Annotated in this window: 22 protein-coding genes; 17 read left to right on the forward strand and 5 right to left on the reverse strand. The window is 74.4% G+C overall.

The window, feature by feature from the left end; translation table 11 throughout:
• The first annotated feature begins 77 nt into the window (after positions 1–77).
• The 3 genes from KCH_RS02110 to KCH_RS02120 all read left to right on the forward strand — a co-directional run bounded on the left by KCH_RS02110 (position 78) and on the right by KCH_RS02120 (position 4,077).
• Entirely contained in the window at positions 78–770 is a 693-nt protein-coding gene (locus KCH_RS02110; RefSeq protein WP_035870501.1) for a substrate-binding domain-containing protein, read from the forward strand.
• A gap of 208 nt (positions 771–978) precedes the next feature.
• Positions 979–2,397, forward strand: coding sequence for an APC family permease (locus tag KCH_RS02115; protein ID WP_051652637.1), 1,419 nt, complete (start codon positions 979–981; stop codon positions 2,395–2,397).
• A 42-nt stretch (positions 2,398–2,439) separates the two neighbouring features.
• Positions 2,440–4,077 carry an amidohydrolase gene (locus tag KCH_RS02120; RefSeq protein ID WP_035870503.1) on the forward strand — a complete coding sequence of 546 codons (1,638 nt, stop codon included), beginning with the start codon at positions 2,440–2,442 and terminating at the stop codon, positions 4,075–4,077.
• Between the two features lie 23 nt (positions 4,078–4,100).
• Here KCH_RS02120 and KCH_RS02125 read toward each other — a convergent pair whose 3' ends face one another.
• Positions 4,101–4,808, reverse strand: coding sequence for a TetR/AcrR family transcriptional regulator (locus KCH_RS02125; RefSeq protein ID WP_035858453.1), 708 nt, complete (start codon positions 4,806–4,808; stop codon positions 4,101–4,103).
• 63 nt (positions 4,809–4,871) lie between these two features.
• Between KCH_RS02125 and KCH_RS02130 the strand changes: the two genes are divergently transcribed.
• From KCH_RS02130 to KCH_RS40780, 5 genes are all read left to right on the forward strand, one after another.
• Positions 4,872–5,681 carry a crotonase/enoyl-CoA hydratase family protein gene (locus KCH_RS02130; RefSeq protein ID WP_244305095.1) on the forward strand — a complete coding sequence of 270 codons (810 nt, stop codon included), beginning with the start codon at positions 4,872–4,874 and terminating at the stop codon, positions 5,679–5,681.
• Positions 5,678–7,636 carry an acetoacetate--CoA ligase gene (locus KCH_RS02135; RefSeq protein WP_035858455.1) on the forward strand — a complete coding sequence of 653 codons (1,959 nt, stop codon included), beginning with the start codon at positions 5,678–5,680 and terminating at the stop codon, positions 7,634–7,636. The genes KCH_RS02130 and KCH_RS02135 overlap by 4 nt, the downstream gene beginning before the upstream one ends.
• On the forward strand, positions 7,633–8,517 hold the full coding sequence (locus KCH_RS02140; protein ID WP_035858458.1) for a 3-hydroxyacyl-CoA dehydrogenase NAD-binding domain-containing protein: 885 nt from the start codon (positions 7,633–7,635) through the stop codon (positions 8,515–8,517). Before KCH_RS02135 ends, KCH_RS02140 begins: the two co-directional genes overlap by 4 nt.
• A gap of 8 nt (positions 8,518–8,525) precedes the next feature.
• Positions 8,526–9,416, forward strand: a complete 891-nt coding sequence (locus KCH_RS02145; RefSeq protein ID WP_051653856.1) for an amidohydrolase family protein — start codon at positions 8,526–8,528, stop codon at positions 9,414–9,416.
• A 91-nt stretch (positions 9,417–9,507) separates the two neighbouring features.
• On the forward strand, positions 9,508–9,651 hold the full coding sequence (locus KCH_RS40780) for a hypothetical protein (protein ID WP_157031841.1): 144 nt from the start codon (positions 9,508–9,510) through the stop codon (positions 9,649–9,651).
• A gap of 24 nt (positions 9,652–9,675) precedes the next feature.
• On the opposite strand, the gene KCH_RS40785 is transcribed toward KCH_RS40780, so the two are convergent.
• Both KCH_RS40785 and KCH_RS02155 read right to left on the reverse strand, forming a co-directional pair.
• Complete coding sequence (locus KCH_RS40785) at positions 9,676–10,617, reverse strand: serine hydrolase (RefSeq protein ID WP_157031842.1); 942 nt, start codon at positions 10,615–10,617, stop codon at positions 9,676–9,678.
• A 32-nt stretch (positions 10,618–10,649) separates the two neighbouring features.
• Positions 10,650–11,480 (reverse strand): NHL repeat-containing protein, encoded by an 831-nt coding sequence (locus KCH_RS02155; protein WP_167573955.1) that lies wholly within the window; start codon positions 11,478–11,480, stop codon positions 10,650–10,652.
• Between the two features lie 312 nt (positions 11,481–11,792).
• Between KCH_RS02155 and KCH_RS02160 the strand changes: the two genes are divergently transcribed.
• Entirely contained in the window at positions 11,793–12,512 is a 720-nt protein-coding gene (locus KCH_RS02160) for a hypothetical protein (RefSeq protein WP_035858461.1), read from the forward strand.
• A gap of 16 nt (positions 12,513–12,528) precedes the next feature.
• On the opposite strand, the gene KCH_RS02165 is transcribed toward KCH_RS02160, so the two are convergent.
• On the reverse strand, positions 12,529–12,759 hold the full coding sequence (locus KCH_RS02165) for a hypothetical protein (protein ID WP_035858463.1): 231 nt from the start codon (positions 12,757–12,759) through the stop codon (positions 12,529–12,531).
• A 396-nt stretch (positions 12,760–13,155) separates the two neighbouring features.
• On the opposite strand from KCH_RS02165, the gene KCH_RS02170 reads away from it, so the two are divergent.
• The 6 genes from KCH_RS02170 (at position 13,156) to KCH_RS02195 (ending at position 18,503) form a co-directional block, all read left to right on the forward strand.
• Entirely contained in the window at positions 13,156–13,977 is an 822-nt protein-coding gene (locus tag KCH_RS02170) for an SAM-dependent methyltransferase (RefSeq protein ID WP_035858464.1), read from the forward strand.
• A 147-nt stretch (positions 13,978–14,124) separates the two neighbouring features.
• Complete coding sequence (locus KCH_RS02175; protein WP_035858467.1) at positions 14,125–14,505, forward strand: hypothetical protein; 381 nt, start codon at positions 14,125–14,127, stop codon at positions 14,503–14,505.
• A gap of 222 nt (positions 14,506–14,727) precedes the next feature.
• Positions 14,728–15,465: a dienelactone hydrolase family protein gene (locus tag KCH_RS02180; RefSeq protein WP_035858469.1), complete on the forward strand. Its 738-nt coding sequence runs from the start codon at positions 14,728–14,730 to the stop codon at positions 15,463–15,465.
• Between the two features lie 257 nt (positions 15,466–15,722).
• Positions 15,723–16,862: a non-hydrolyzing UDP-N-acetylglucosamine 2-epimerase gene (wecB, locus tag KCH_RS02185; RefSeq protein WP_035858471.1), complete on the forward strand. Its 1,140-nt coding sequence runs from the start codon at positions 15,723–15,725 to the stop codon at positions 16,860–16,862.
• 184 nt (positions 16,863–17,046) lie between these two features.
• On the forward strand, positions 17,047–18,075 hold the full coding sequence (locus tag KCH_RS02190; RefSeq protein ID WP_244305096.1) for a hypothetical protein: 1,029 nt from the start codon (positions 17,047–17,049) through the stop codon (positions 18,073–18,075).
• Complete coding sequence (locus KCH_RS02195; protein ID WP_035858475.1) at positions 18,072–18,503, forward strand: HEAT repeat domain-containing protein; 432 nt, start codon at positions 18,072–18,074, stop codon at positions 18,501–18,503. Before KCH_RS02190 ends, KCH_RS02195 begins: the two co-directional genes overlap by 4 nt.
• 66 nt (positions 18,504–18,569) lie before the next feature.
• On the opposite strand, the gene KCH_RS02200 is transcribed toward KCH_RS02195, so the two are convergent.
• Positions 18,570–19,550, reverse strand: a complete 981-nt coding sequence (locus KCH_RS02200; RefSeq protein ID WP_035858477.1) for a helix-turn-helix domain-containing protein — start codon at positions 19,548–19,550, stop codon at positions 18,570–18,572.
• Positions 19,551–19,821: 271 nt separating this feature from the next.
• On the opposite strand from KCH_RS02200, the gene KCH_RS02205 reads away from it, so the two are divergent.
• Both KCH_RS02205 and KCH_RS02210 read left to right on the forward strand, forming a co-directional pair.
• Positions 19,822–20,007 carry a hypothetical protein gene (locus KCH_RS02205; protein WP_035858478.1) on the forward strand — a complete coding sequence of 62 codons (186 nt, stop codon included), beginning with the start codon at positions 19,822–19,824 and terminating at the stop codon, positions 20,005–20,007.
• On the forward strand, positions 20,007–20,285 hold the full coding sequence (locus KCH_RS02210; RefSeq protein WP_035858480.1) for a hypothetical protein: 279 nt from the start codon (positions 20,007–20,009) through the stop codon (positions 20,283–20,285). Before KCH_RS02205 ends, KCH_RS02210 begins: the two co-directional genes overlap by 1 nt.
• Positions 20,286–20,380 lie beyond the last annotated feature (95 nt).

Consider the following 20,380-nt stretch of genomic DNA (forward strand, 5'->3'; position numbering starts at 1 on the left):
TCTCGCAGACCGGCGCGCCGCCGCCGTGGCGTGCGCCGTACCGCCTGCCGGATCCGAGGAGGAACCACGTGAACCGGATGATTGTCGGGCTGTCCTCGATGGCGACCCGGCCGGTCCTGACCGAGCTGTCCGCCCACCTCGGGGACGCCCACGGCGTCCCGGTGCGCTTCGAGTCCGCGGGCGGGGTCGAGGTGGCCCGGCGGGTGCGCGCGGGCGCCGCGGCCGACCTGCTCGTCCTCGCCGAGGGGGCGCTGGCCGAACTGGCGGCCGAGGGGCTGCTGTTGGCGGGCACGGTGCGCCCGCTGTGGGTGTCCCAGGTGGTGGCCGCCGTGCCGGAGGGAGCGGCCGTGCCGCCGCTCGGCACGGAGTCCGAGCTGCGGGCGGCACTGCTGTCCGCGGGCAGCATCGCGTACTCCACCGGCCCGAGCGGGACGGCGCTGCTCGCCCTGATCGGCCGGCTGGGGCTCGCCGGGGCGCTCGCCGGCCGGCTCGTCCAGGCGCCGCCGGGCGTGCCCGCGGGCAGCCTGCTCGCCGCCGGCCGGGCCGACCTGGCCTTTCAGCAGCGCAGCGAGCTGACCGGCCTGCCGGGCGTGCGCGTCCTCGGCCCGCTGCCGGGAGACGCGGCGATCGACTCGGTCTTCGGCGGGGGCGTCCTGGCCTCGTCCGCCCGGCCGGACCGGGCCCGTGCGGTCCTCGACCTGCTCGGATCCGACGCGGCGTCAGGAATCGCCCGGGCCCGGGGGATGCGGGCCGTCGGGCCCCTGGGCTGACCCGGGGCCGGGGAACCGCGGCCGGACTCCCGGCCGGCCGTCGCCGTCGCGCTCTTATGACAACAGCATTGACGTGTTTCGGCCCGCCGGGTTTCATGGCGCACACCTCCCCCACCCTCCACACCCCCTAGGCGGTGATCCCTTGGCAGCGACGGAGCAGGCCACGGGCAGCGGTCCGAGAACCGGTGCGAACGACGCCCCGCAGTCCATGCCCCGGTCCCTCGGCCTCCTCGACGGGGCGGCGATCGCCGCCTCCAGTACCGCCGCGACCAGCAGCATCGGCATCGGCCTTGGCCTGATGGCCGGGGTGGTCGGCCTGCACCTGCCCGCGATCATGCTGCTGGCGTTCCTCCCGGTGCTCGCCATCGCGGGCGGCTACGGCCGGCTGAACACCGCCGAACCGGACGCCGGCAGCAGCTACCGCTGGGTGGGCCGCACCCTCAACCCGTGGCTCGGCTTCCTCACCGGCTGGGTCAACACCGTCGGCACGGTGGTGTTCATGGCCTACACCACCACCGTCACCGGCTCCTCGATCGTCCAACTCCTCGACCTGGCGCACCTGCGCAGCGTCGCCGGCCTGCGGCTGGACGCCGACTCGACCGTCCAGTGCACGCTGATCGGCCTGGCCGTGCTGATCGGCGCCGCGCTGGTCGCGGTGCGCGGGCTCGACCTGGCCGCGCGGCTGCAGAAGGCGCTGCTGGTCTTCGAGTACGCGGTGCTGCTGGGCTTCTGCGGGTACGGGCTGTTCGCCGGCGACCAGCCGTTCTCGCTCCAGTGGTACAACCCCTTCGCGATCCCGTCGACGGCGGCGCTGGCGCAGGGCATGGTGCTCGCGGTGTTCTGCTACTGGGGCTTCGAGTCGGTGTTCAGCATCGGCGAGGAGGTCCGCGACCCGCGCGACGCCTCCCGGGCCGGCACGGTCGCCCTGGTGGTGATGCTGCTGCTGTTCCTGCTCGCCGGCACCGCCTTCCAACGGGTGCTGCCGCTGGACGAGTTGGCCGACAACGGCGCGCACGGGCTGACGTACTTCGGGGCCCGGCTGGCCTCCCAGCCGCTGGCCGCGCTGCCGCTGATCGCGCTGATGTTCTCCGCGGTGGCCTCGCTCCAGTCCTCGGTGATCCCGACCGCCCGCGGCCTGTACGCGATGGGCCGCGACGGCGTGCTCGGCCCGGTCTGGACCCGCCTGCACCCCCGCCACCGGACGCCCGCCGCGGGCACCCTGCTGATCACCGGCGTCGCGGTCGCCCTGGCGCTGTGCGCGGTCGCCATCCCCACCGTCGGCGACCTGATCTCCGCCGCCGTCAACGCGATCGGCATCATCGTCGCGCTGTACTACGCGCTCACCGCGGTCGCCGCCGCCGTCCGCTTCCGCGGCCTGCTGCGCAGCAACCCGCTGGAGGGGCTGCGCGCGGTGGTCGGCCCGCTGCTCGGCGCCGCGGCGCTGCTCGCCGTCGGCGGCTACCTCGCCTGGACCTTCTACGCCTCCACCGACCACTTCGAACTCTCCGCCGACAACGGCTGGTTCGAGCTCACGGTGGTGGTCCTGATGATCGTCAGCGGCCTGCCGGCGGCGGCCTGGGCCCGCTGGCGCCGCCGCTCGCCGTACTTCCTCGGCGGCACCCGCTAGCCGGGCAGCCCGTCCGCACCACCCGAGAACGGAGCACCATCCATGACCACGGCAGATCTGGTCTTCACCCGAGGCCCCGTGCACACCGGCGACGCCGCCCGCACCCGGGCGAGCGCGCTGGCCGTGACCGGCGGGCGGATCACCGCCGTCGGGCACGACGAGGTCCGCGACCTGATCGGTCCCGGCACCGAGGTCGTCGACCTCGCCGGGAAGCTGCTGCTGCCCGGTTTCCAGGACGCGCACGTCCACGCGGTGGGCGGCGGCACCGAGTTGGCCGCCTGCGACCTCAACGGCAGCGTCGACGCCGCCGACTGCCTGGCGCGGATCCGCGCCTATGCGCAGGCCCACCCCGAGCAGGAGTGGATCACCGGCAGCGGCTGGTCGATGGAGAGCTTCGACGGCGGCCTGCCGACCCGTCAACTGCTCGACGCGGTCGTCCCCGACCGACCGGTCTACCTCACCAACTGCGACCACCACGGCGCCTGGGCCAACACCCGGGCCCTGGAGCTCGCGGGCGTCGACCGCGACACCCCCGACCCGGCCGACGGGCGGATCGAGCGGGAGCCGGACGGCACCCCGAGCGGCATGCTCCAGGAGGGCGCCGCCGGCCTGGTCGCCCGGCTGCTCCCGCCCGCCACCGCCGCCGACCGCCTCGACGGGCTGCTGCGCGCGCAGCGGCTGCTGCACTCGCTGGGCATCACCGGCTGGCAGGACGCCCTGCTCGGCAGTTTCAACGGCATGGCCGACCCCTCCGACGCCTACCTGGCCGCCGCCCGCTCCGGCGCGCTGACCGCCCGGGTGACCGGCGCCCTCTGGTGGGACCGCGACCGGGGCGCCGAGCAGATCCCCGAACTCGTCGAGCGGCGCGCGGAGTTGAGTCACGGAAGGTTCCGGGCCGGCTCGGTGAAGATCATGCAGGACGGCATCGCGGAGAACTTCACCGCCGCCATGACCACCCCCTACCTGGACGGCTGCGGCTGCGCCACCGCCAACTCCGGCCTCAGCTTCGTCGATCCGGTCGCGCTGCGCGGACACGTCACCGCACTGGACGCGCTCGACTTCCAGGTGCACTTCCACGCGCTCGGCGACCGGGCGGTGCGCGAGGCGCTGGACGCGGTCGAGGCCGCCCGCGCCGCCAACGGGTGGCGCGACAACCGGCACCACCTCGCGCACCTCCAGGTGGTGCACCCGCAGGACGTGCCGCGCTTCGCCCGGCTCGGCGCGGTCGCCAACATCCAGCCGCTGTGGGCGGCGCACGAGCCGCAGATGGACGAGCTGACCATCCCGTTCCTCGGCCCGGAGCGCGCCGCCTGGCAGTACCCGTTCGGCGCGCTCCAGCGGGCCGGCGCCACCCTGGCGGCGGGCAGCGACTGGCCGGTGAGCAGCCCGGACCCGCTGGCCGGCCTGCACGTGGCCGTCAACCGGCGCCTCCCGGACGCCGAGGACGACCGGGTGCTGCTGCCCGAGCAGCGGCTCGACCTGGCCTCGGCGATCGCCGCCTACACGGCCGGCTCGGCGTTCGTGAACGGCCACGACGACGCCGGCGTGCTCGCCCCGGGGCGGCTCGCCGACCTGGTCGTCCTCGACCGCGACATCCTCACCGGCCCGCCGGAGGAGATCGCCGCGGCCCGGGTGCTGCGGACGTACGTCGGCGGCGAGCTGGTCCACGCCGCCGACTGACCGCGTCCGCCGGGGGCGGCGTGCTACCGGCGCGCCGCCGCCAGCCGGGCCTCGGCGGCGTCCAGCAGCAGGTCCAGCGCGAACGGGTAGCCGCTGCGCCCCATGTCGGCGGCGAGCAGGTGCGCGGTAGCGGCGATGTGCGGGTGGGCCTCGGCGTCCAGCCGGGCGTAGGAGGCCTGCCAGACCCGCAGGTCCGCGGACTGCGCGGCGGCCGGCAGGGCGAGCGCGGCGGCGTCCAGCACCGCGAAGCCGAGGCTCTGGTCGACGAAGGCGTGGTAGATCCGGACCGCCTCCGGGTCGGGGAACCCGGCGGTGCGCAGGATGCCGAGGATCGCCTCGACGGCGGCGATCTCGTGGGCGCGCCCGGTGGTGCGGTGCGCGGCGAGCAGCGCGGCCTGCGGGTGGGACCGGTAGCCGGCGTGGATCCGCAGGCCGATCTCGCGCAGGTCGGCCCGCCAGTCGCCGGTGGGCTCCCAGCCCTGCTGGGCGCGGGCGATCAGCTCCTCGGCGAGGGCGAGCAGCAGGTCGTCGGTGCTGTGGAAGTAGCGGTAGACGGCGCTGGGGTCGGCGCCCAGCGCGGCGCCGAGCCGGCGGACGGTCAGCGCCTCCGCCCCGTGCTGGCCGACCAGCCGCAGCGCGGTGTCGACGATCAACTCCTGGGAGAGCACCACTCCCTGCTTGGTCGGCCGCCGGCGGCGCCGCTGGGGCTCGGGCACTACGCGTTCGCTCATCCCCGCAGCGTACGACAGCGCAGTTGACGTAGTACAGATTTCCGACAGTTGAGGAGCCTTCCTTTGAGTTCGCTTTCCATCGAGCGCCTGGACGCGGTGGCGGTCCTGACGATCCGTCGCCCGGCCAAGCGCAACGCGCTCGACGACGCCACGGTGCTCGGCATCGAGGAGTTCTTCCGCAGCCCGGGCGACGGCGTCCGGGCGGTCGTTCTGGACGCCGAGGGCGACCACTTCTCGGCCGGACTCGACCTCGGCGAGCTGACCGAGCGGACCGCCGAACAGGCCCTGGAGCACTCGCTGATGTGGCACCGGGTCTTCGACAGCATCGAGGGCGGGCGGATCCCCGTGGTGGCCGCACTGAAGGGCGCGGTGATCGGCGGCGGCCTGGAGCTGGCGGCGGCCGCGCACCTCCGGGTGGCCGAGCCCTCCACCTTCTACGCGCTGCCCGAGGGACAGCGCGGACTCTTCGTCGGCGGCGGCGGCTCGGTCCGGATCCCCCGGCTGATCGGCGCCCACCGGATGGCGGACCTGATGCTCACCGGCCGCGTCCTGGACGCCGCCGAGGGCCAGGCCGTCGGCCTCTCGCACTACCTGGCCGAGGCGGGCGGGGCCCGCGCCAAGGCCCTGGAGCTCGCCGGGCGGATCGCGGCCAACGCGCCGCTGACCAACTTCGCCGTCCTCCAGGCACTCCCCCGGATCGCCGAGGCCGCGCCCGCCGGCGGCCTGCTGCTCGAATCCCTGATGTCGGCCGTCGCGGCCGGCAGCCAGGACGCCCAGCAGCGGATGCGGGCCTTCCTGGACGGCCGCGCCGCCAAGGTCGCCGCCGCGAAGGCCGTCGCCACGGACGGCTCCCTCGGAAAGGACGCCCGATGAACGAGATCCTCAGCACCCCCGGCCCCGCGGTCCGGGACGAGTCGGAGATCGGCCGCTTCCTGCGCTGGCTGGAGTCGGAGCGGCAGCTGAGCTTCCCGGACTACGACGCCCTGTGGCAGTGGTCCGTCACCGACCTGGCCGGATTCTGGTCCGCGGTCTGGGAGTTCTTCGACGTCCGCCCGCACACCCCGCCCACGGCCGCGCTGGGCCGCCGGGCCATGCCGGACACCGAGTGGTTCCCCGGCGCGACCCTCAACTACGCCGAGCACGCGCTCGGCCGGGACGAGGACCTCGACGCCGTCGCGGTCCTCGCCCGCTCGCAGACCCGGGCGCCGATCGAGCTGACCTTCGGCGAGCTCCGCGACCGGGTGGCCCGGGCCCGCGCCGGGCTGCTGCGCCTCGGCGTCGGCAAGGGCGACCGGGTCGTCGGCTACCTGCCGAACATCCCGGAGACGCTGGTGGCCTTCCTCGCCACCGCGAGCATCGGCGCCGTCTGGGCGGCCTGCGCACCGGAGTTCGGCCCGCGCAGCGTGGTCGACCGGTTCGCCCAGCTCGAACCGAAGGTGCTGCTGACCGTGGCCGGCTACCGCTACGGGGAGCGGGTCGTCGACCGCCGCGGCGAGGTCGCCGAGATCGCCGCCCGGCTGCCCACCGTGGAGCACGTCGTCCACGTCCCGTACGGCCCGAACGCCATTGCGGACGCGCTGAGTTGGACGGAGCTGCTGGCCGAGCCGGGCGAACTGTCCTTCGAGCCGGTGCCGTTCGACCACCCGCTGTTCGTGCTGTTCTCCTCCGGCACCACGGGCATCCCCAAGGCGATCGTCCACCGGCACGGCGGGATCCTGCTGGAGCACCTGAAGAACAACGCGCTGAGCTGGGACCTGAAGCCGGGCGACCGGATGCTCTGGTTCAGCACCACCGCCTGGATGCTGTGGAACACCCTGGTGTCGGCGCTGCTGGTCCGCGCCTCGATCGTCATGATCGACGGCAATCCGGTCCACCCCGACCTGCGGGAGCAGTGGCGGATCGCCGCGGAGACCGGCAGCACGCTGATGGGCGTCAGCCCCGGCTACCTGATGGCCTGCCGCAAGGCCGGGATCCGGCCCGCCGAGGAGTTCGACCTGTCCCGGCTGCGGCAGCTCGGCGCGGCGGGCAGCCCGCTCGCCGCCGACGGCTTCCGCTGGGTGGCCGAGCAGTTCGGCGACCGGGTGCTGCTGAACGTCGGCTGCGGCGGCACCGACGTCTGCACCGGCATCCTCCAGGGCGGCCCGCTCCAGCCGGTGCGCGCCGGCGAGATCTCCGGCCCCTGCCTCGGGGTCGCCGCGTACGCCTACGACAGCGCGGGCCGGCGGGTGGTCGGCGAGCTGGGCGAGCTGGTGATCACCGAGCCGATGCCCTCGATGCCGGTCGGCTTCTGGGGCGACGCGGACGGCTCCCGCTACCGGGCCGCGTACTTCGAGGAGTTCCCGGGCGTGTGGCGGCACGGCGACTGGGTGCGGTTCGCCCCCGAGGGCCACTGCATCGTCGCCGGACGCTCCGACGCCACCCTCAACCGGGGCGGGGTGCGGCTCGGCACCGCCGAGTTCTACGCCGTCGTCGAGGACCTGCCCGGCATCGAGGACAGCCTGGTCGTCCACCTGGAGGACCCCGAGGGCGGCAACGGCGAACTGCTGCTGTTCGTCGCCGGCCCCGCCGAGCTGGACGACGCCCTGCGCGCCGGGATCGCCCGCGCGCTGCGCTCGGCGCTGTCGCCCCGTCATGTCCCGGACGTCATCGAGCGGGTGGCGGCCGTCCCGCGCAACCGCACCGGCAAGAAGCTGGAGGTGCCGGTGAAGCGGATCCTGCTCGGCGCCGCCCCCGAGTCCGTCGCCAGCACCGACGTCCTCGCCGATCCCGGCTCGCTGGCCCCCTTCGTCGCGTTCGCCGCCCGGCGGGCCACCGGGAGCGCCTCGTGAGGATCGCCGTCGTCGGCACCGGGGTCATCGGGGCGTCCTGGGCCACGCTCTTCCTCTCCCACGGGCACCGGGTCGTGGCGAGCGATCCGGCGCCCGGCGCGGAGGACCGGCTCCGCGCGGCCGTCGCCGCCGACCAGCGGCGGCTGTCGTTCACCCCCGACCTCGCCGAGGCCGTCGCCGACGCCGAGTTCGTGCAGGAGAACGGCCCCGAGCGGCCCGAGCTGAAGGACCGGCTGTTCGCCGTCCTCGACGCGGCGGCCCCGCCGGGGACGGTCCTGGCGAGCAGCTCCTCCGGGCTGGCGCCCTCGCGGATCCAGCGCGCCTGCCCGGCCCACCCCGAACGGGTGCTGGTGGGGCACCCGTTCAACCCGCCGCACCTGATCCCGCTGGTCGAGGTCGTCCCGGGCGGGCGGACCTCGGAGGCCGCCGTCGAGCAGGCCATGGACTTCTACCGCAGCCTGGGCCGCCGCCCGATCCGGCTGCGGCAGGAACTGCCCGGCCACGTCGCCAACCGGCTCCAGGCCGCGCTGTGGCGGGAGGCGTACTCCCTGGTCGAGCGGGGCGCGGCGAGCGTCGCCGACATCGACACGGCCATCGCCCACGGCCCCGGGCTGCGCTGGGCGCTGCTCGGCCCGTTCCTCAACCAGCACCTCTCGGGCGGCCCGGGCGGCATCGCGCACGTCCTGGAGCACCTCGGCCCGCCCATGGAGGAGTGGTGGGCGGACCTCGGATCGCCGCGCCTCACCCCCGAGTTGGCCCGCGCGATCACCGACGGCGTGCGCGACGAGCTGGCCGGCGCCGCGGTGGCCGACCTGGTCGCCGAACGCGACGCCCTCCTCTCCCTCCTCCTCGACGCCAAGAACCGGACCGACCACCTGTGAGCACCCCGATGAACCCCACCGATGCGATCGCCGTCGACTTCCACGTCCACGTGGAGCAGGACGCCCACGGCCACCTGGCGCTCGACCCGGAGCTGATGGACGCCTCGGCCGCCTACTTCAAGTCCGGCCAGGACCGCACCCCGACCGTCGAACGGCTGGCCGCCTACTACCGCGAACGCCGGATGGCCGCCGTGGTCTTCACGGTGGACGCCACCACCGGCCTCGGCCACCCCGGCCTGTCCAGCGAGGAGATCGCCGCGGCGGCGGCCGCCCACCCCGACGTGCTGATCCCGTTCGGCTCGGTCGACCCGCACCGGCCGGACGCCGTCGCCCGGGCCCGCTCGCTCGTCCTCGACCACGGCGTCCGCGGCTTCAAGTTCCACCCCAGCCTCCAGGCCTTCGCCCCGAACGCCCGCGAGCACTACCCGCTCTACGAGGCGATCCAGGAACTCGGCGTCCCCGCCCTCTTCCACACCGGCCAGACCGGCATCGGCGCGGGCCTGCCCGGCGGCCGCGGCATCAAGCTGCGCTGGTCCGACCCGATGCTGCTGGACGACGTCGCCGCCGACTTCCCCGGCCTGACGATCGTCCTCGCCCACCCGTCGGTGCCCTGGCAGGACGCGGCGATCTCCATCGCCACCCACAAGGCCAACGTGTACATCGACCTGTCCGGCTGGTCGCCGAAGTACTTCCCCCCGCAGCTCGTGAAGGCCGCCGGCTCCTTCCTCCGCCACAAGGTCCTGTTCGGCTCCGACTACCCCGTCCTCACCCCCGACCGCTGGCTGGCCGACTTCGACACCCTGGACATCAAGCCGGAGGTCCGCCCGCTGATCCTCAAGGAGAACGCCGCCCGCGTCCTGTCCTTCGACCGCCACGACGAGACGCCGCAGCACCCCTGACGCCCGGTCACCCCTCCCCCACCCCCGACAGCACCGCACCCCGGCACGCCCGCCGACGAGGAGGTGCGGCACACTGATCGACGCACCGCCGGTGCCGCTCGTGCCGCTGCTCAAGTCGCACCGCCGGGACCGGAGTCCCGAGGTCAGGCGCCGCGGGCGGCGGGCCGCGTTCTGCAAGGCGGGCGTGTTCGCGGCCCTGCTGGCACTGGACTACCTGCCGATCCTGCCGGCCTGACGGCGTCCGCGCCCCATGACCGGGCTACCGCCCAGCCGGGACGGATCCGTCGCCGGTCTCCGGTGCGGTGGCGTCGGGGTTGCCCTGCGGGAGGGCGGTGGGGTTCCCGTCGGCGAGGTCGCGGTGGACCTGCTGGGCGATGCGCTGGATGGTGCTGATCCCGTAGGACTCGGTGGGGTCGTCGTCGGTGAGGACGGCGATCTGGTAGAGCCGGTTGGGGCCGGTGAAGATGCCGAGGCTGTGCACGCGCCAGGCGTGGGTCGCGCGTTGCAGCCAGCCGTTCTTGAGGTGCGACACCACGTCGGGCGGCGCTCCGAACGGGGTGCCCCAGCGCTGGTCCGGCTCGACCTCGGCCATGAGCCGCAGGCCGTAGGCCTTGTGCTCGGGGGTGAGGACGTCGGGGTTGGTGGTGTAGACGTCCAGTTGTTTCATCTCGTCGCCGGCGGTGGCCCGGGTGATCCCGAAGGACTCCCCGAGGACGGTGTCGTGCATGCCCGCGAGGTCGAGGAACTCCTGCATGCGGGCGGGGCCGACGTACTTCCACAGCCGAACTGCGGCATCATTGTCGGACTTTGTGATCATCGGCCCGAGGTTCTCCTCCTCGAACTCGGTCAGCGGCCGGTCCTCGTCCTGGGCGATCCGCAGCACCGCTCCCATGATGGTGATCTTGACGATGCTCGCGGAGTCGAAGTGCCGGGCGGGGGCGAGGAAGCAGGACAGGCCGCTGCCGGGGTCGCGCACCGCGAGGGCGAGGGAGGACTGCCGGCCCCGGATCGCCGTCGAGAGGTCGCGCGACAGCCGCTCGGCCGTCTCGGGGCGGGTCGCGGACGAGCAGTGCACCGGGCGGTCCACCGGCGCAACGGAGGTCGCCGGGGCCGGAGTCGGGGCCACGGTGAGGGCGGCGGCGACCGCGACCGCCGCGGCGAGTCTCCTGGGATGCGGGCCGGTGCGGTGACGGGTCGTCATGGGGTTCACGGACTCCTGAAGGCCGGGGCGGGTCACGACGGGTGCCGGAAGAGCGGGCGCCGGGAGAGCGGGTGCCGGAAGAGGAAAGCGCGACCGGCCTTCGCGGCGCTCGCGCGCGGGCGGACCGGCGGCACGGCCACCGCGTAGGGCTGGCGGAGGTGCTCGCCGACGGTGGTCTGCGGTCCGCCGCCCGCCGGGACGCGGACCACCCGGCTGTGGTTGAAGTCCGCGATGTACACGTTGCCCTGCGCGTCGGCGGCCACCCCGGTGGGGAAGCTCAGGCCTTCGCCGACCGTCCGCTGCGGCCCGCCGCCGTAGGGCAGTTCCACCACCCGGTCGTTGTACGGGTCCGCGACGAACATGTCCCCGGCTCCGTCGAACGCCACCCCGGTGGGATCGGCGACCTGCACCGCCACGTCCCGCTGCGGACCGCCGTCGGCCGGGACCTCGACCACCCGATTGTTGTACGGATCGGCGATGTACACGTTGCCCGCCGCGTCCAGTGCCACCCCGGTCGGACTGCCCAGCCCGCTGCCGACGCCGGTCGGTGACGAACCGTCGGCGGGTACCTTCAGTACGCGCTGGTTGTCGGTGTCGGCGATGTAGACCGTCCCGGCGCCGTCCACCGCGACCCCGTAGGGCGAGTTCAGCTTCTCCTCCGGGCACAGGACGGTGCGCTGCCCGGACTTGGCGGACACCTTCAGCACGCGGTCGTGACGGCTGTCGGCGATGTACACGTCGCCCGCCGCGTCGACCGCCACCCCGTTCGGCAGGTCCAGGTACCGGGCGACGACGCGCTGGCCGCTGCTGCCCGCTCCCCCGACCTGGACCACCCGGTCGTTGTAGGTGTCGGCGACGAACACCGGGCCGGTTCCCGCCGGTCGCTGCGTCCCCTGCCGCGCGACGGCCGCGGCGGGGGCCGGCCCGGCCAGCGCGGAACCCGCCAGCAGCCCCGCGGCCGAGACGGCCAGCAGCCGCGCCCGCCACGGGACCCGGTCCCTCGCCCGGGGCGCGGCACGGCGTGGGGAAGTGCAGGGTGCATTCACGTCCAGCACCATAAGCAGCCCTCCGCACCCGAATCGACGACCCGAGCCGCTGGACGGCACGCGCCCGCTCGGACGGCGGAGGGACCGGCGCCCGATCCCGCCGTCACCCCGGGAGGGTTCAATACCGGGGTGGTGGACTGGGCACAACTGCCGGACAGCAGCTTCGAGGTCGAGCACGTCCCCCGGCTCCTGGAGCGGGTGACGCTCCACGACGACCCCGCCGCCTGGGCCGAACTCGAATGGCGACTGGTCCTGGAGCACGACCTGGTGTCCCCGGCCGGCTTCGCCGCCCTCCCGCAACTGGTGCGCCTGGCACCGCGCAGCGCCGAGGCCCGCGCCCTGGCCGGCCGGATCCTGGAGCGGGCGGCCGGGCACCACGGCCAGGACGAACTGCTGGCGGACCGCGCCGACGCCGTCGCGGAGTTCGGCCGCGTCCTGGACGACCACCTGCGCTCGCGCCCGGCCGACTACCTGGTCTCCCTCCGGGCCCGGCTCGCGGTCGCCGGCGAATTCCACTGGGCGAACGCCCTGGAGGGGTTCACGGACGACATCCACCACGTGCGCTGCCCGCACTGCGGCGCCGAACTGACCGTCGCCATCGGCCGGTTCGGCTGCTACGCGCAACTGTGGGACGGACCGGTGGAACTCCGTCGCGAGCTCCGCCCCGCCGCCGGGACGGAACTCACCGGCACCGGCCGGTGGCTGTACCGGACCGCCCTCCGCGACGGCCAGGACACGCTGGCCGAGGGATTCCGCCACCTGTTCGGCACGGTGGAGTGCCCGGACTGCGGCAGCCTCTGCAACCTGGCGAGCGAGTACACCTTCGCCAACCGCCCGGTCATGCGGTAGCCCGGCCGGAAGCCGCTCACACCGCGCCCATGTCGTCCGCGGCGCCCGCGGCGGAGAGCGAGACCAGACCGGTCAGTGCCACCGGGGGGACGCCGGCCGTGCCGATCCGGTCGCCGTAGAGGATGTGGACCGTGTAGACCACGGCCGCGCCGACGGCCTCGGCGATCCCCGCCGGGCTGATCCCGCCGCCGAGCCGCCCGAGCGCCGGCGTCACTCCGCAGAGCGTCACCAGCACCGAGCCGATCACGGCAGCGGTCGGCCGTTCCTTGCCGGTAGGCGTGCACGGCGAGGACGGGCATCAGGCCGAACCCGACGGCGGACAGGCCGATCAGTCCGAAACCTCGCACCACGTCACACCTCCGGAACCGGGCACCCGCACGGTGCGCTCCCGAGCGAACTACCCCGGCAGGCAATGGAGTTGCGGGTGCGGCACCGGCGGATCCGTTCGCCCTGCGAGAACCGGCGGCGCCACGGACCGCCCGCGCGCCGATCAACGGCCCGGCCGGCCCCGGCCGCCGCCCGCACCGCCGTCCTGCCCAATGTCCTTTCGCGGTACCAGAACTGATGGCCCGTCACTACAATCACCGGCGGTGGACGGCGCGCCGTCGGGACGGGCCGTCATCTCGAAGCGAGGGATCCCCCCATGACCACAAGCACCGAGCGCCCGGTGGCCGACGTGGAGTCCGCGAACATCGCGCGGATCTACGACTACTACCTGGGCGGGCTCTACAACTTCGAGGTGGACCGGCAGAAGGCCGAGCGGATCCGGTCGATGCTGCCCAGCGTCGACCTGCTCGCGCGGGCGAACCGGGACTGGCTGCGCCGGACGGTGCGGTTCCTGCTGTCGCAGGGCGTGGACCAGTTCATCGACCTCGGGTCGGGGCTGCCCACCATGGGCAACGTGCACGAGGTGGCGCACGCCCGGAACCCGCAGGCCCGGGTGGTGTACGTGGACCACGAGCCCTCGGCCGTGCTGCACGGCGAGGAGATCCTCGCGGACGAGCCGCTGGCGGTGATGATCGAGGCGGACGGCCGGTTCCCGGAGCAGATCTGGGAGCACCCGCAGGTCCGCGAACTGCTCGACCTCAGCCGGCCGGTGGGCATCCTGATGGGCGGTCTGCTGGTGTTCGTCGACGACAAGGACGACCCGGCCGCGCTGGTGGCCCAGTACCGGGACGCCTGCGCGCCCGGCAGCTACCTCGCCGTCTCGCACCTCTCCGACGACCTGGCCGACCCGGAGACGAAGGCCCAGGTCGGCCGGATGACGGACGCCTACCTCGTCGGCGTGGGCCAGCAGCTCTACGTCCGCCCGAAGGACGTGATCGCGTCCTGGTTCGAGGGCATGGAACTCGTCGAGCCGGGTCTGACCCTGATGGCCGACTGGCGCCCCACCCCGGGCCACGCGGTGGACGCCCAGACCCCCTCGAAGGCCCTGGGCTACGGCGCCACCGCCCGGATCCGCTGACCTCGGCCGGGCCGCCGGCACGACAGCTCCGCTTCCCCTGCCGGCCCGTCAGTTCGACGGCCGGCGGGGAGAGCGGCCGCCCCGGGCGCAGCACCCGACGCTCCCTCAAGTCGCGGCACTGTCGTACGCCCTCAGTACCTTCGGGTCATGAGCGTCTCTCTCTACTACTCCGCGAGCCGGCCGCTGCCGCTGACGGCTGCCGAAACCTCCGCCGTCGAAGGCATCGTGGCCGCCCGCACGGCCTCCTTCCCGTACCGGGACGAGGAGAGCCTCTACCTGTACGACGGCGATGGCACCGAGCCGGGCGAGGTGCTGGCCGGGTCCACCAAGCTGCCGTTCGCCGTGGAACGGGTGCTGCCGGTGATCGCCCATGTGCTGGGCTCGGTGAGCGAGTTGCGCCGTGCCGTGCCGGATGCGGAGTGGCGGGTGCACCTGGACGACCTCGACGTCCCGTGGGACGAGGAGGAGGGCTACGCCCTGCCCGGCATGCACGACGCGGAGCTGATCGCCGAGCTCGGCGGCCCGTGAGGGGCGGTGCCGGATCCGGCCGCCGCTCGGCGCGCGCGGAGCCCGCCTGAAATGTGTTTGGCGAAGCACGGCGCCGGTGCTACCTTTCCGGTGGCCGTGCGAGAGAACGAGGAGGTGGTACCCGTGAACGCAGTTTCGACATGGGTGCTCCCCTCCGGGGTCACGGTCGGGCGGTAGGTCGTCCGGGAGCGCCGTTCATGAGCTCTCCCGAAAGGCACGACCATGCAGTTCACTTCCGAGCAGCGTTTCGACGACGGCGTCGTCGAGCGCGAGTTCACCCTCGGCGAGATCCCCGGCATCCTCTGGACGCCCCCTTCCGCAGCCGCACCGGCGCCGCTGATCCTGATCGGCCCTCCGCCGCTCGGGCTGAACAAGGTGTACTCCCGGCTGGCGGGGCGGGCCCGGCACTACGCGGCGGAGTACGGCTTCGCCTCGGCCACCATCGAGCTCCCCGGGAGCGGTGACCGTCCCCGCTGGGCGGCCGCCGACCAGGCCCGGGCCGACCTGCGCCGGGCGGTGCAGGCCGGCGAGCCGGTCGGCGACGAGCTCGTCGACGCCCTGATCCTCCCGCTGGTCGAGAAGGCCGTCCCGGAGTGGCAGGCGGTGCTGGACGTCCTCCAGACCCTGCCCGGGATCGGCGGCCCGGTCGGCTACGAGGGCGGAATCATCTCCATCGGCGTCCGGCTGGCCGCGGTCGAGCCGCGCATCGCGGCCGCCGGCTTCTTCGCCGGGAGCCGGGTGCCCGCCGCGATCTTCGAGGACGCCCGGCGGGTCACCGTCCCGCTGCACGTCCTGCTGCAGTGGGACGACGAGGGCAACCCCCGGCAGGCGGCCCTCGACCTGTTCGACGCCTTCGGCTCGAAGGAGAAGACCCTGCACGCCAACATGGGCGGCCACACCGGCGTCCCGGAGTACGAACTCGACGCCGGCGCCCGCTTCTTCGCCCGCCACCTGAGGTGAGGCCGGGCCGCCGGGCCGGCGCCGGCCGGTAGGCGTTCCGGCGCGGGCCCCTGTCGACTCGACGGGGGCCCGCGCCTGCCCGCCCCGATCCGCTGCGAACCACGGGGTCGGGGTCGCGTCCGCGCACGTACTGCGGGCGCCGGCCGTTGGTCCGCTTGGGCGAAGTGGGCGAACTTCGGCGCATTCACCCGATTTCACGGCCGCGTGTGTGCGGATACTGCACCACAGCTCCTGGTATCCCTCACATTCGGAGAGCCATGTCCGCCGCTGATGTCGCCCTGGTGTTCGGCACCCGTCCGGAGATCGTCAAACTCGCCGGCGTCGCCCGCCTTCTCGACAGCCGGGCGAGGATCGTGTGGACCGGTCAGCACTGGGACGCCAACCTCACCACCTGCTTCTTCGAGCAGTACGGCCTGCCCCGCCCGCGCCACGTCCTGGACGGCGTCGGCGGGGAGAGCCGCGGCCGGCAGATCGGCCGCATGGTCGCCGCCCTCAGCGACCACTTCACCCAGCAGCCGCCGAGCGCCGTCGTCGTCCAGGGCGACACCAACACCGCCGCCGCCGGGGCGCTCGCCGCGCACTGCGCGGGCGTCCCGGTCGTCCACGTCGAGGCGGGGCTGCGCTCCTTCGACAACGACATGCCCGAGGAGGCGAACCGCCGCCTGATCGCGCCCCTCGCGGACCTGCACTGCGCCCCGACCCCGACGGCGGCCGCGCACCTGCTGCGCGAAGGCATCGACGCCGAACGGGTCCTGATCACCGGTAACACGGTGGTCGAGGCGACCCTCGAATCCCTCCCCACCGACGTCGAGTCCCGTGCCCTCCTGGCCCGCCACCGGGTGGTCGAGGGCGCCTACGTGCTCGCCACCATCCACCGCCCGGAGAACACCGACGACCCCGCCCGCCTGGCCCAACTCCTCGACCAGCTGGCCGCGATCGAACTGCCCGTGCTGATGCCGCTGCACCCGCGGACCAGGGCCGCCGTCGAACGGCACGGCCTGCGCGACGCGGCCGCCCGGCTGCGGCAGATCGACCCGCTCGACCACGCCGCGTTCCTCGGCCTGGCCCGCCACTGCCGGCTGCTGGTGTCCGACTCCGGCGGCGTCCAGGAGGAGTGCACCGTCCTCAAGCGCCCGCTCGTCGTGGTCCGCAACTCCACCGAACGGCCCGAAGCCGTCCGGGCCGGCTTCGCCCGCCTCGCCCGCCCCGGACAGCAACTCGCCTGCGCCCTGCGCGAGATGCTCTCCGACACCACCGCCGCCGACCGCCTGGTCCACACCCTCTCCCCGTACGGCGACGGCAGCGCCGGCGCCGCCATCGTCGCCGCCATCCGCGACCGCTACCTCGGCCCCGACCCGGCTGCCGCTCCTCTCCCCGCCCTCGCCACCACCGCCTGACCCTCCGTCAGGTTCGGCTTCCGCCAAGGACGCCGGCGTCCCCCGTGCGGGGGAGGCGGGTGGTGCGCGGGGTGGATGCGGGCGGGGGCGGGTGGCCGGGAGTCTGGGGGCGTCGGCGATCCGCGAGAGGTGGGGCACAGTGGCTGGTGAACGAGGGTTGTGGTGGCGGCGGTGGCCCGAGTGGGTGGCTGCGGCAGCCGCCGGATGGGCGGTGCTGTACGCGGGTGTCGAGGTCGGCTGGGCGGTGACGGGCACGGCCGTGCAGTGGAAGGAACACTCCTCCTACGCGCCGGGGGTGCAGCTCTTCCTGGCGGGCCTCGCGCTGCTGGCCGGCGGCGCAAGCCTGGCCAGTGGCCGAACTCTCGGCCGGCCGGGGCGGGTCGGGGTCTCGGTGGTGCTGGCGGTGGCACTGCCGGTGTTCGTGGTGGGGATGAACGGCCTGCCGATCTACTTCGTGACGCTGGCGACGCTGTCCGGGGTGGAGAGCGCCACCGGCCTGGCCCAGGTGCTGCTGAACACGGCCGGCGCCGCCCTGCTGCTACTCGTCGGACTGGCGTACCGCCGACGGCTGCGCGGCCGCTGCCCGCGCTGCGGCCACCCGCACGACGGTCCCGGCGACGGCCCGCTCGCCCACCCGTCCGCGTCCCGGGCCGCACGACGGACCCGCCTCGCGTCCTACCTGTCCCTGTGCGGGCTCCTGCCGTGGGCGGGCGCCAAGACCGTCTGGACGCTGGGCGGCAACGCCCTCGGCGTCTCCGGCGAGGCCTGGCAGCGGTCGACGGACGCCGTCGCCTCGGGGCCCGCGAAAGCGGTGGCGTCGGCGGGGATCGACGTGACGGTGCTGGCCGCGATGCTCGGGGTCTTCCTGCTGCTGGGCCTGCTGTACCGGTGGGGGCAGGTCTTCCCCCGCTGGACGCTGTTCCTCGCCGGGCGCCGCGTCCCGCGCCTGCTGCCGCTGGTCCCGGCCTGGCTGACCGGGATCCCGTTGACGATGTACGGGGCCGCCCTCCTCGTCCTGGCCCCGCTCCTCGCCCTCGGCGTCCTGCCCGCCATCGACCCCTCCCCGCCGTTCACCTCCAGCGCCGGAGTCACCTGGTTCGTCGCGTTCGGCGGCCTGGCCTTCGCGGGCCTCGGCATCGCCCTGCTGCTGGCCGCCACGTCCTACGCCTCCCGCACCCGCCCCGCCTGCGCCGCGGCGGCTGCGAGGCCGTGAACTGCCTGGACGCGTCCGCGCTGCTCGACCTTGTCCGCGATCCCGCACCCGAGGTCCGGGCCACTGTCGCCCAGCGGCTCTCCCCCAGGTCCGCGTCCGACCGGCGGCTCGGCCCGGCCGTCCGGGATGCGCTGCTGGTCCTGATCCGCGACGAGAGCCCGTGGGTGCGGCGCTGCGCCGCGCAGTCCCTCTCCGGCTCCGACGATCGCAGCGCCCCCGTCCTGGACGCCTTCCTCGCGCTTCTCGAGGAGGACGAGGCAGATCTGCGCCTGGAGACGGCCTGGGCCCTGGCCCGCCGTGGCCACCCGCGCACCGGGGAGGCGTACGAGCGGGTCGGGCCGCTCGGCATCTTCTCGGAGCCCGACCACCGGCTGTCAGGCCGCCGGCTCCACCGTGCGGACGATCCGAGCGACCGTCGGCGCAGCTGACGACGCCGCGGCGGACGAGCAGTCGCTGATCGGTCGTCAGCAGGCAGGCGGCAGGCAGGCCGGGCCTCAGAGCCAGCCCCGGTGGGCGGCGCGGACGCCGGCCTGGAAGCGGCTTTCGGCGTTCAGGCGGGCCATCAGGTCGGCCATCTGGCGTTTGACGGTGCGGGCGGAGATGCCGAGTTTGCGGCCGGCGGCCTCGTCGGTGTGGCCGGCGGCGGCGAGTTCGAGGAGGGTGCGTTCGGCGGTGGTGAGGCCCTGCTCGTCGACCGCGACGGTGGAGCCGAACGGCGTTGCCGTGGCCCAGAGTTGGTCGAACAGGGCGCAGGCGACGGCCAGCATGCCGGGGCTGGTGACCTCCAGGGCGCCGTGTCGCGGGTCGGCGGGGTCGAGCGGGACGATGGCGACCCGCCGGTCGACGATCACGACGGGGGTCGGCACGATCGGGACGGTGCGCATCTGCCCGCCCAGGTCGGTCAGCCAGCGGGCGTGGGCCAGGGTGTCCGGGTCGTTGCGGAAGCTCTCCCGGCAGATCGCCCTGATGCTGACGCCGCGGCGCAGCGCCTGCTCGTTGAGCTGCGCGGACGCGGCGCGCGCGTCGGGGCGGTGCGCGCCGCCGGGGTTGAGCGACAGGCACTCCGTGACGGCGTTCGCGGCGAGTTCCTCCAGCCGGCCGCGGACGGAGTCGAGGCTGTCGAGCCGGATCGCGGCCTCGGCGCGGTGGTGGCGGTGTTCCTCGTGTTCGGCCGCGAGTGCGGCGATCGCCGTCCGGGTGGCCTCGATCTGGCGCTGCTTGGCGGCGGCTTCGTCCTCGGCGGCGGCCAGCAGGGCGGAGAGGCCGACCGCCGGGCTGACCGGCCACAGGGTTCCGTCGGCGTGGGCCGAGGGCCTGATCAGGGCCAGGTCGGCCAACTCGTCCAGGGCGGAGCGTATCTGCTGGTCCGTCATGCCGGTGTCCCGGGCGAGTGCGGCGACGCCGCGGGCCGGGTCGGTGAGGACCGCCTGGTAGAGACGCTCGGCCAGGCTGGAGAGACCGAGTAACTCGAGCATTCTGCCGCCCCCCGCGGTAGGTGCCGTATCAGTCGTTGTCGAACCAGTGTGCCGAGCGGCGGTGTCCGCGACAAGACGGGCCCGTCCTTGTCCCTTTGGGGTCAGGCACGTTGGGGCCACGCGCAGGGCGCTGACAGCGGTCGGCCGGTTCGGCAGGCTGATGCATGTCGGAAGCGCCGCCCCGGAGTTCGGGGCCGGGAGCCGCGATCGTCCGACGTCCGGTCCGCCTCGCCGACGACCGGTCCGCCTCGTCCACGAATGGAGTCCGTCCATGTCCAGCACCGCCCTGCTGCCCCTCGCCGCTGTCGCCCCGTTCGTGTCCGCCGCCACGGTCGTCACGGTCGCCGGGCTCGCCACGGTCGGGGCGCCGGCCCCCGGCCCGGTCGGCACCGGTGGTGTGCTCTGCTTCGCGGCCGGTTCCGGCAACGGTTCCGGCGACGGCTTCGGCTGGGGCTGATGACGGATCAGCCGGTCCTGCGCCTGACCCTGACTCACCTGGTCGGGCCGGCGGACGCCGTGGTCGCCCCGCAGTGGCTGACCGAGCACCTGTGGTGCCAGGCCCGGGCGGTCGACCGCCTGGAGCACGTGCGGGTGCGGGTCGCACCCGGCCGGATCGGGGTGGCGATGTTCGTTCTCGCCGCCGATGAGTTCGGCGCCGTCCGGAGCGCACGGGCCGTCTGCGCCAGGGCACTTGGCGCCTCCGGCGAGCTGCGCGGCTGGCGTTTCGCCGAGTAGCGGCGGCCCCGGCACCCGACTGCCCGCCTTCCTGCACGACCCCTCTCCCCCGACGCATGCCCTCCGCGGGTTCCGGCTGCCCGGAACCCGGCCCG

It is taken from the genome of Kitasatospora cheerisanensis KCTC 2395 (genome assembly GCF_000696185.1).
GTDB classification, from domain to species: Bacteria; Actinomycetota; Actinomycetes; order Streptomycetales; family Streptomycetaceae; genus Kitasatospora; species Kitasatospora cheerisanensis.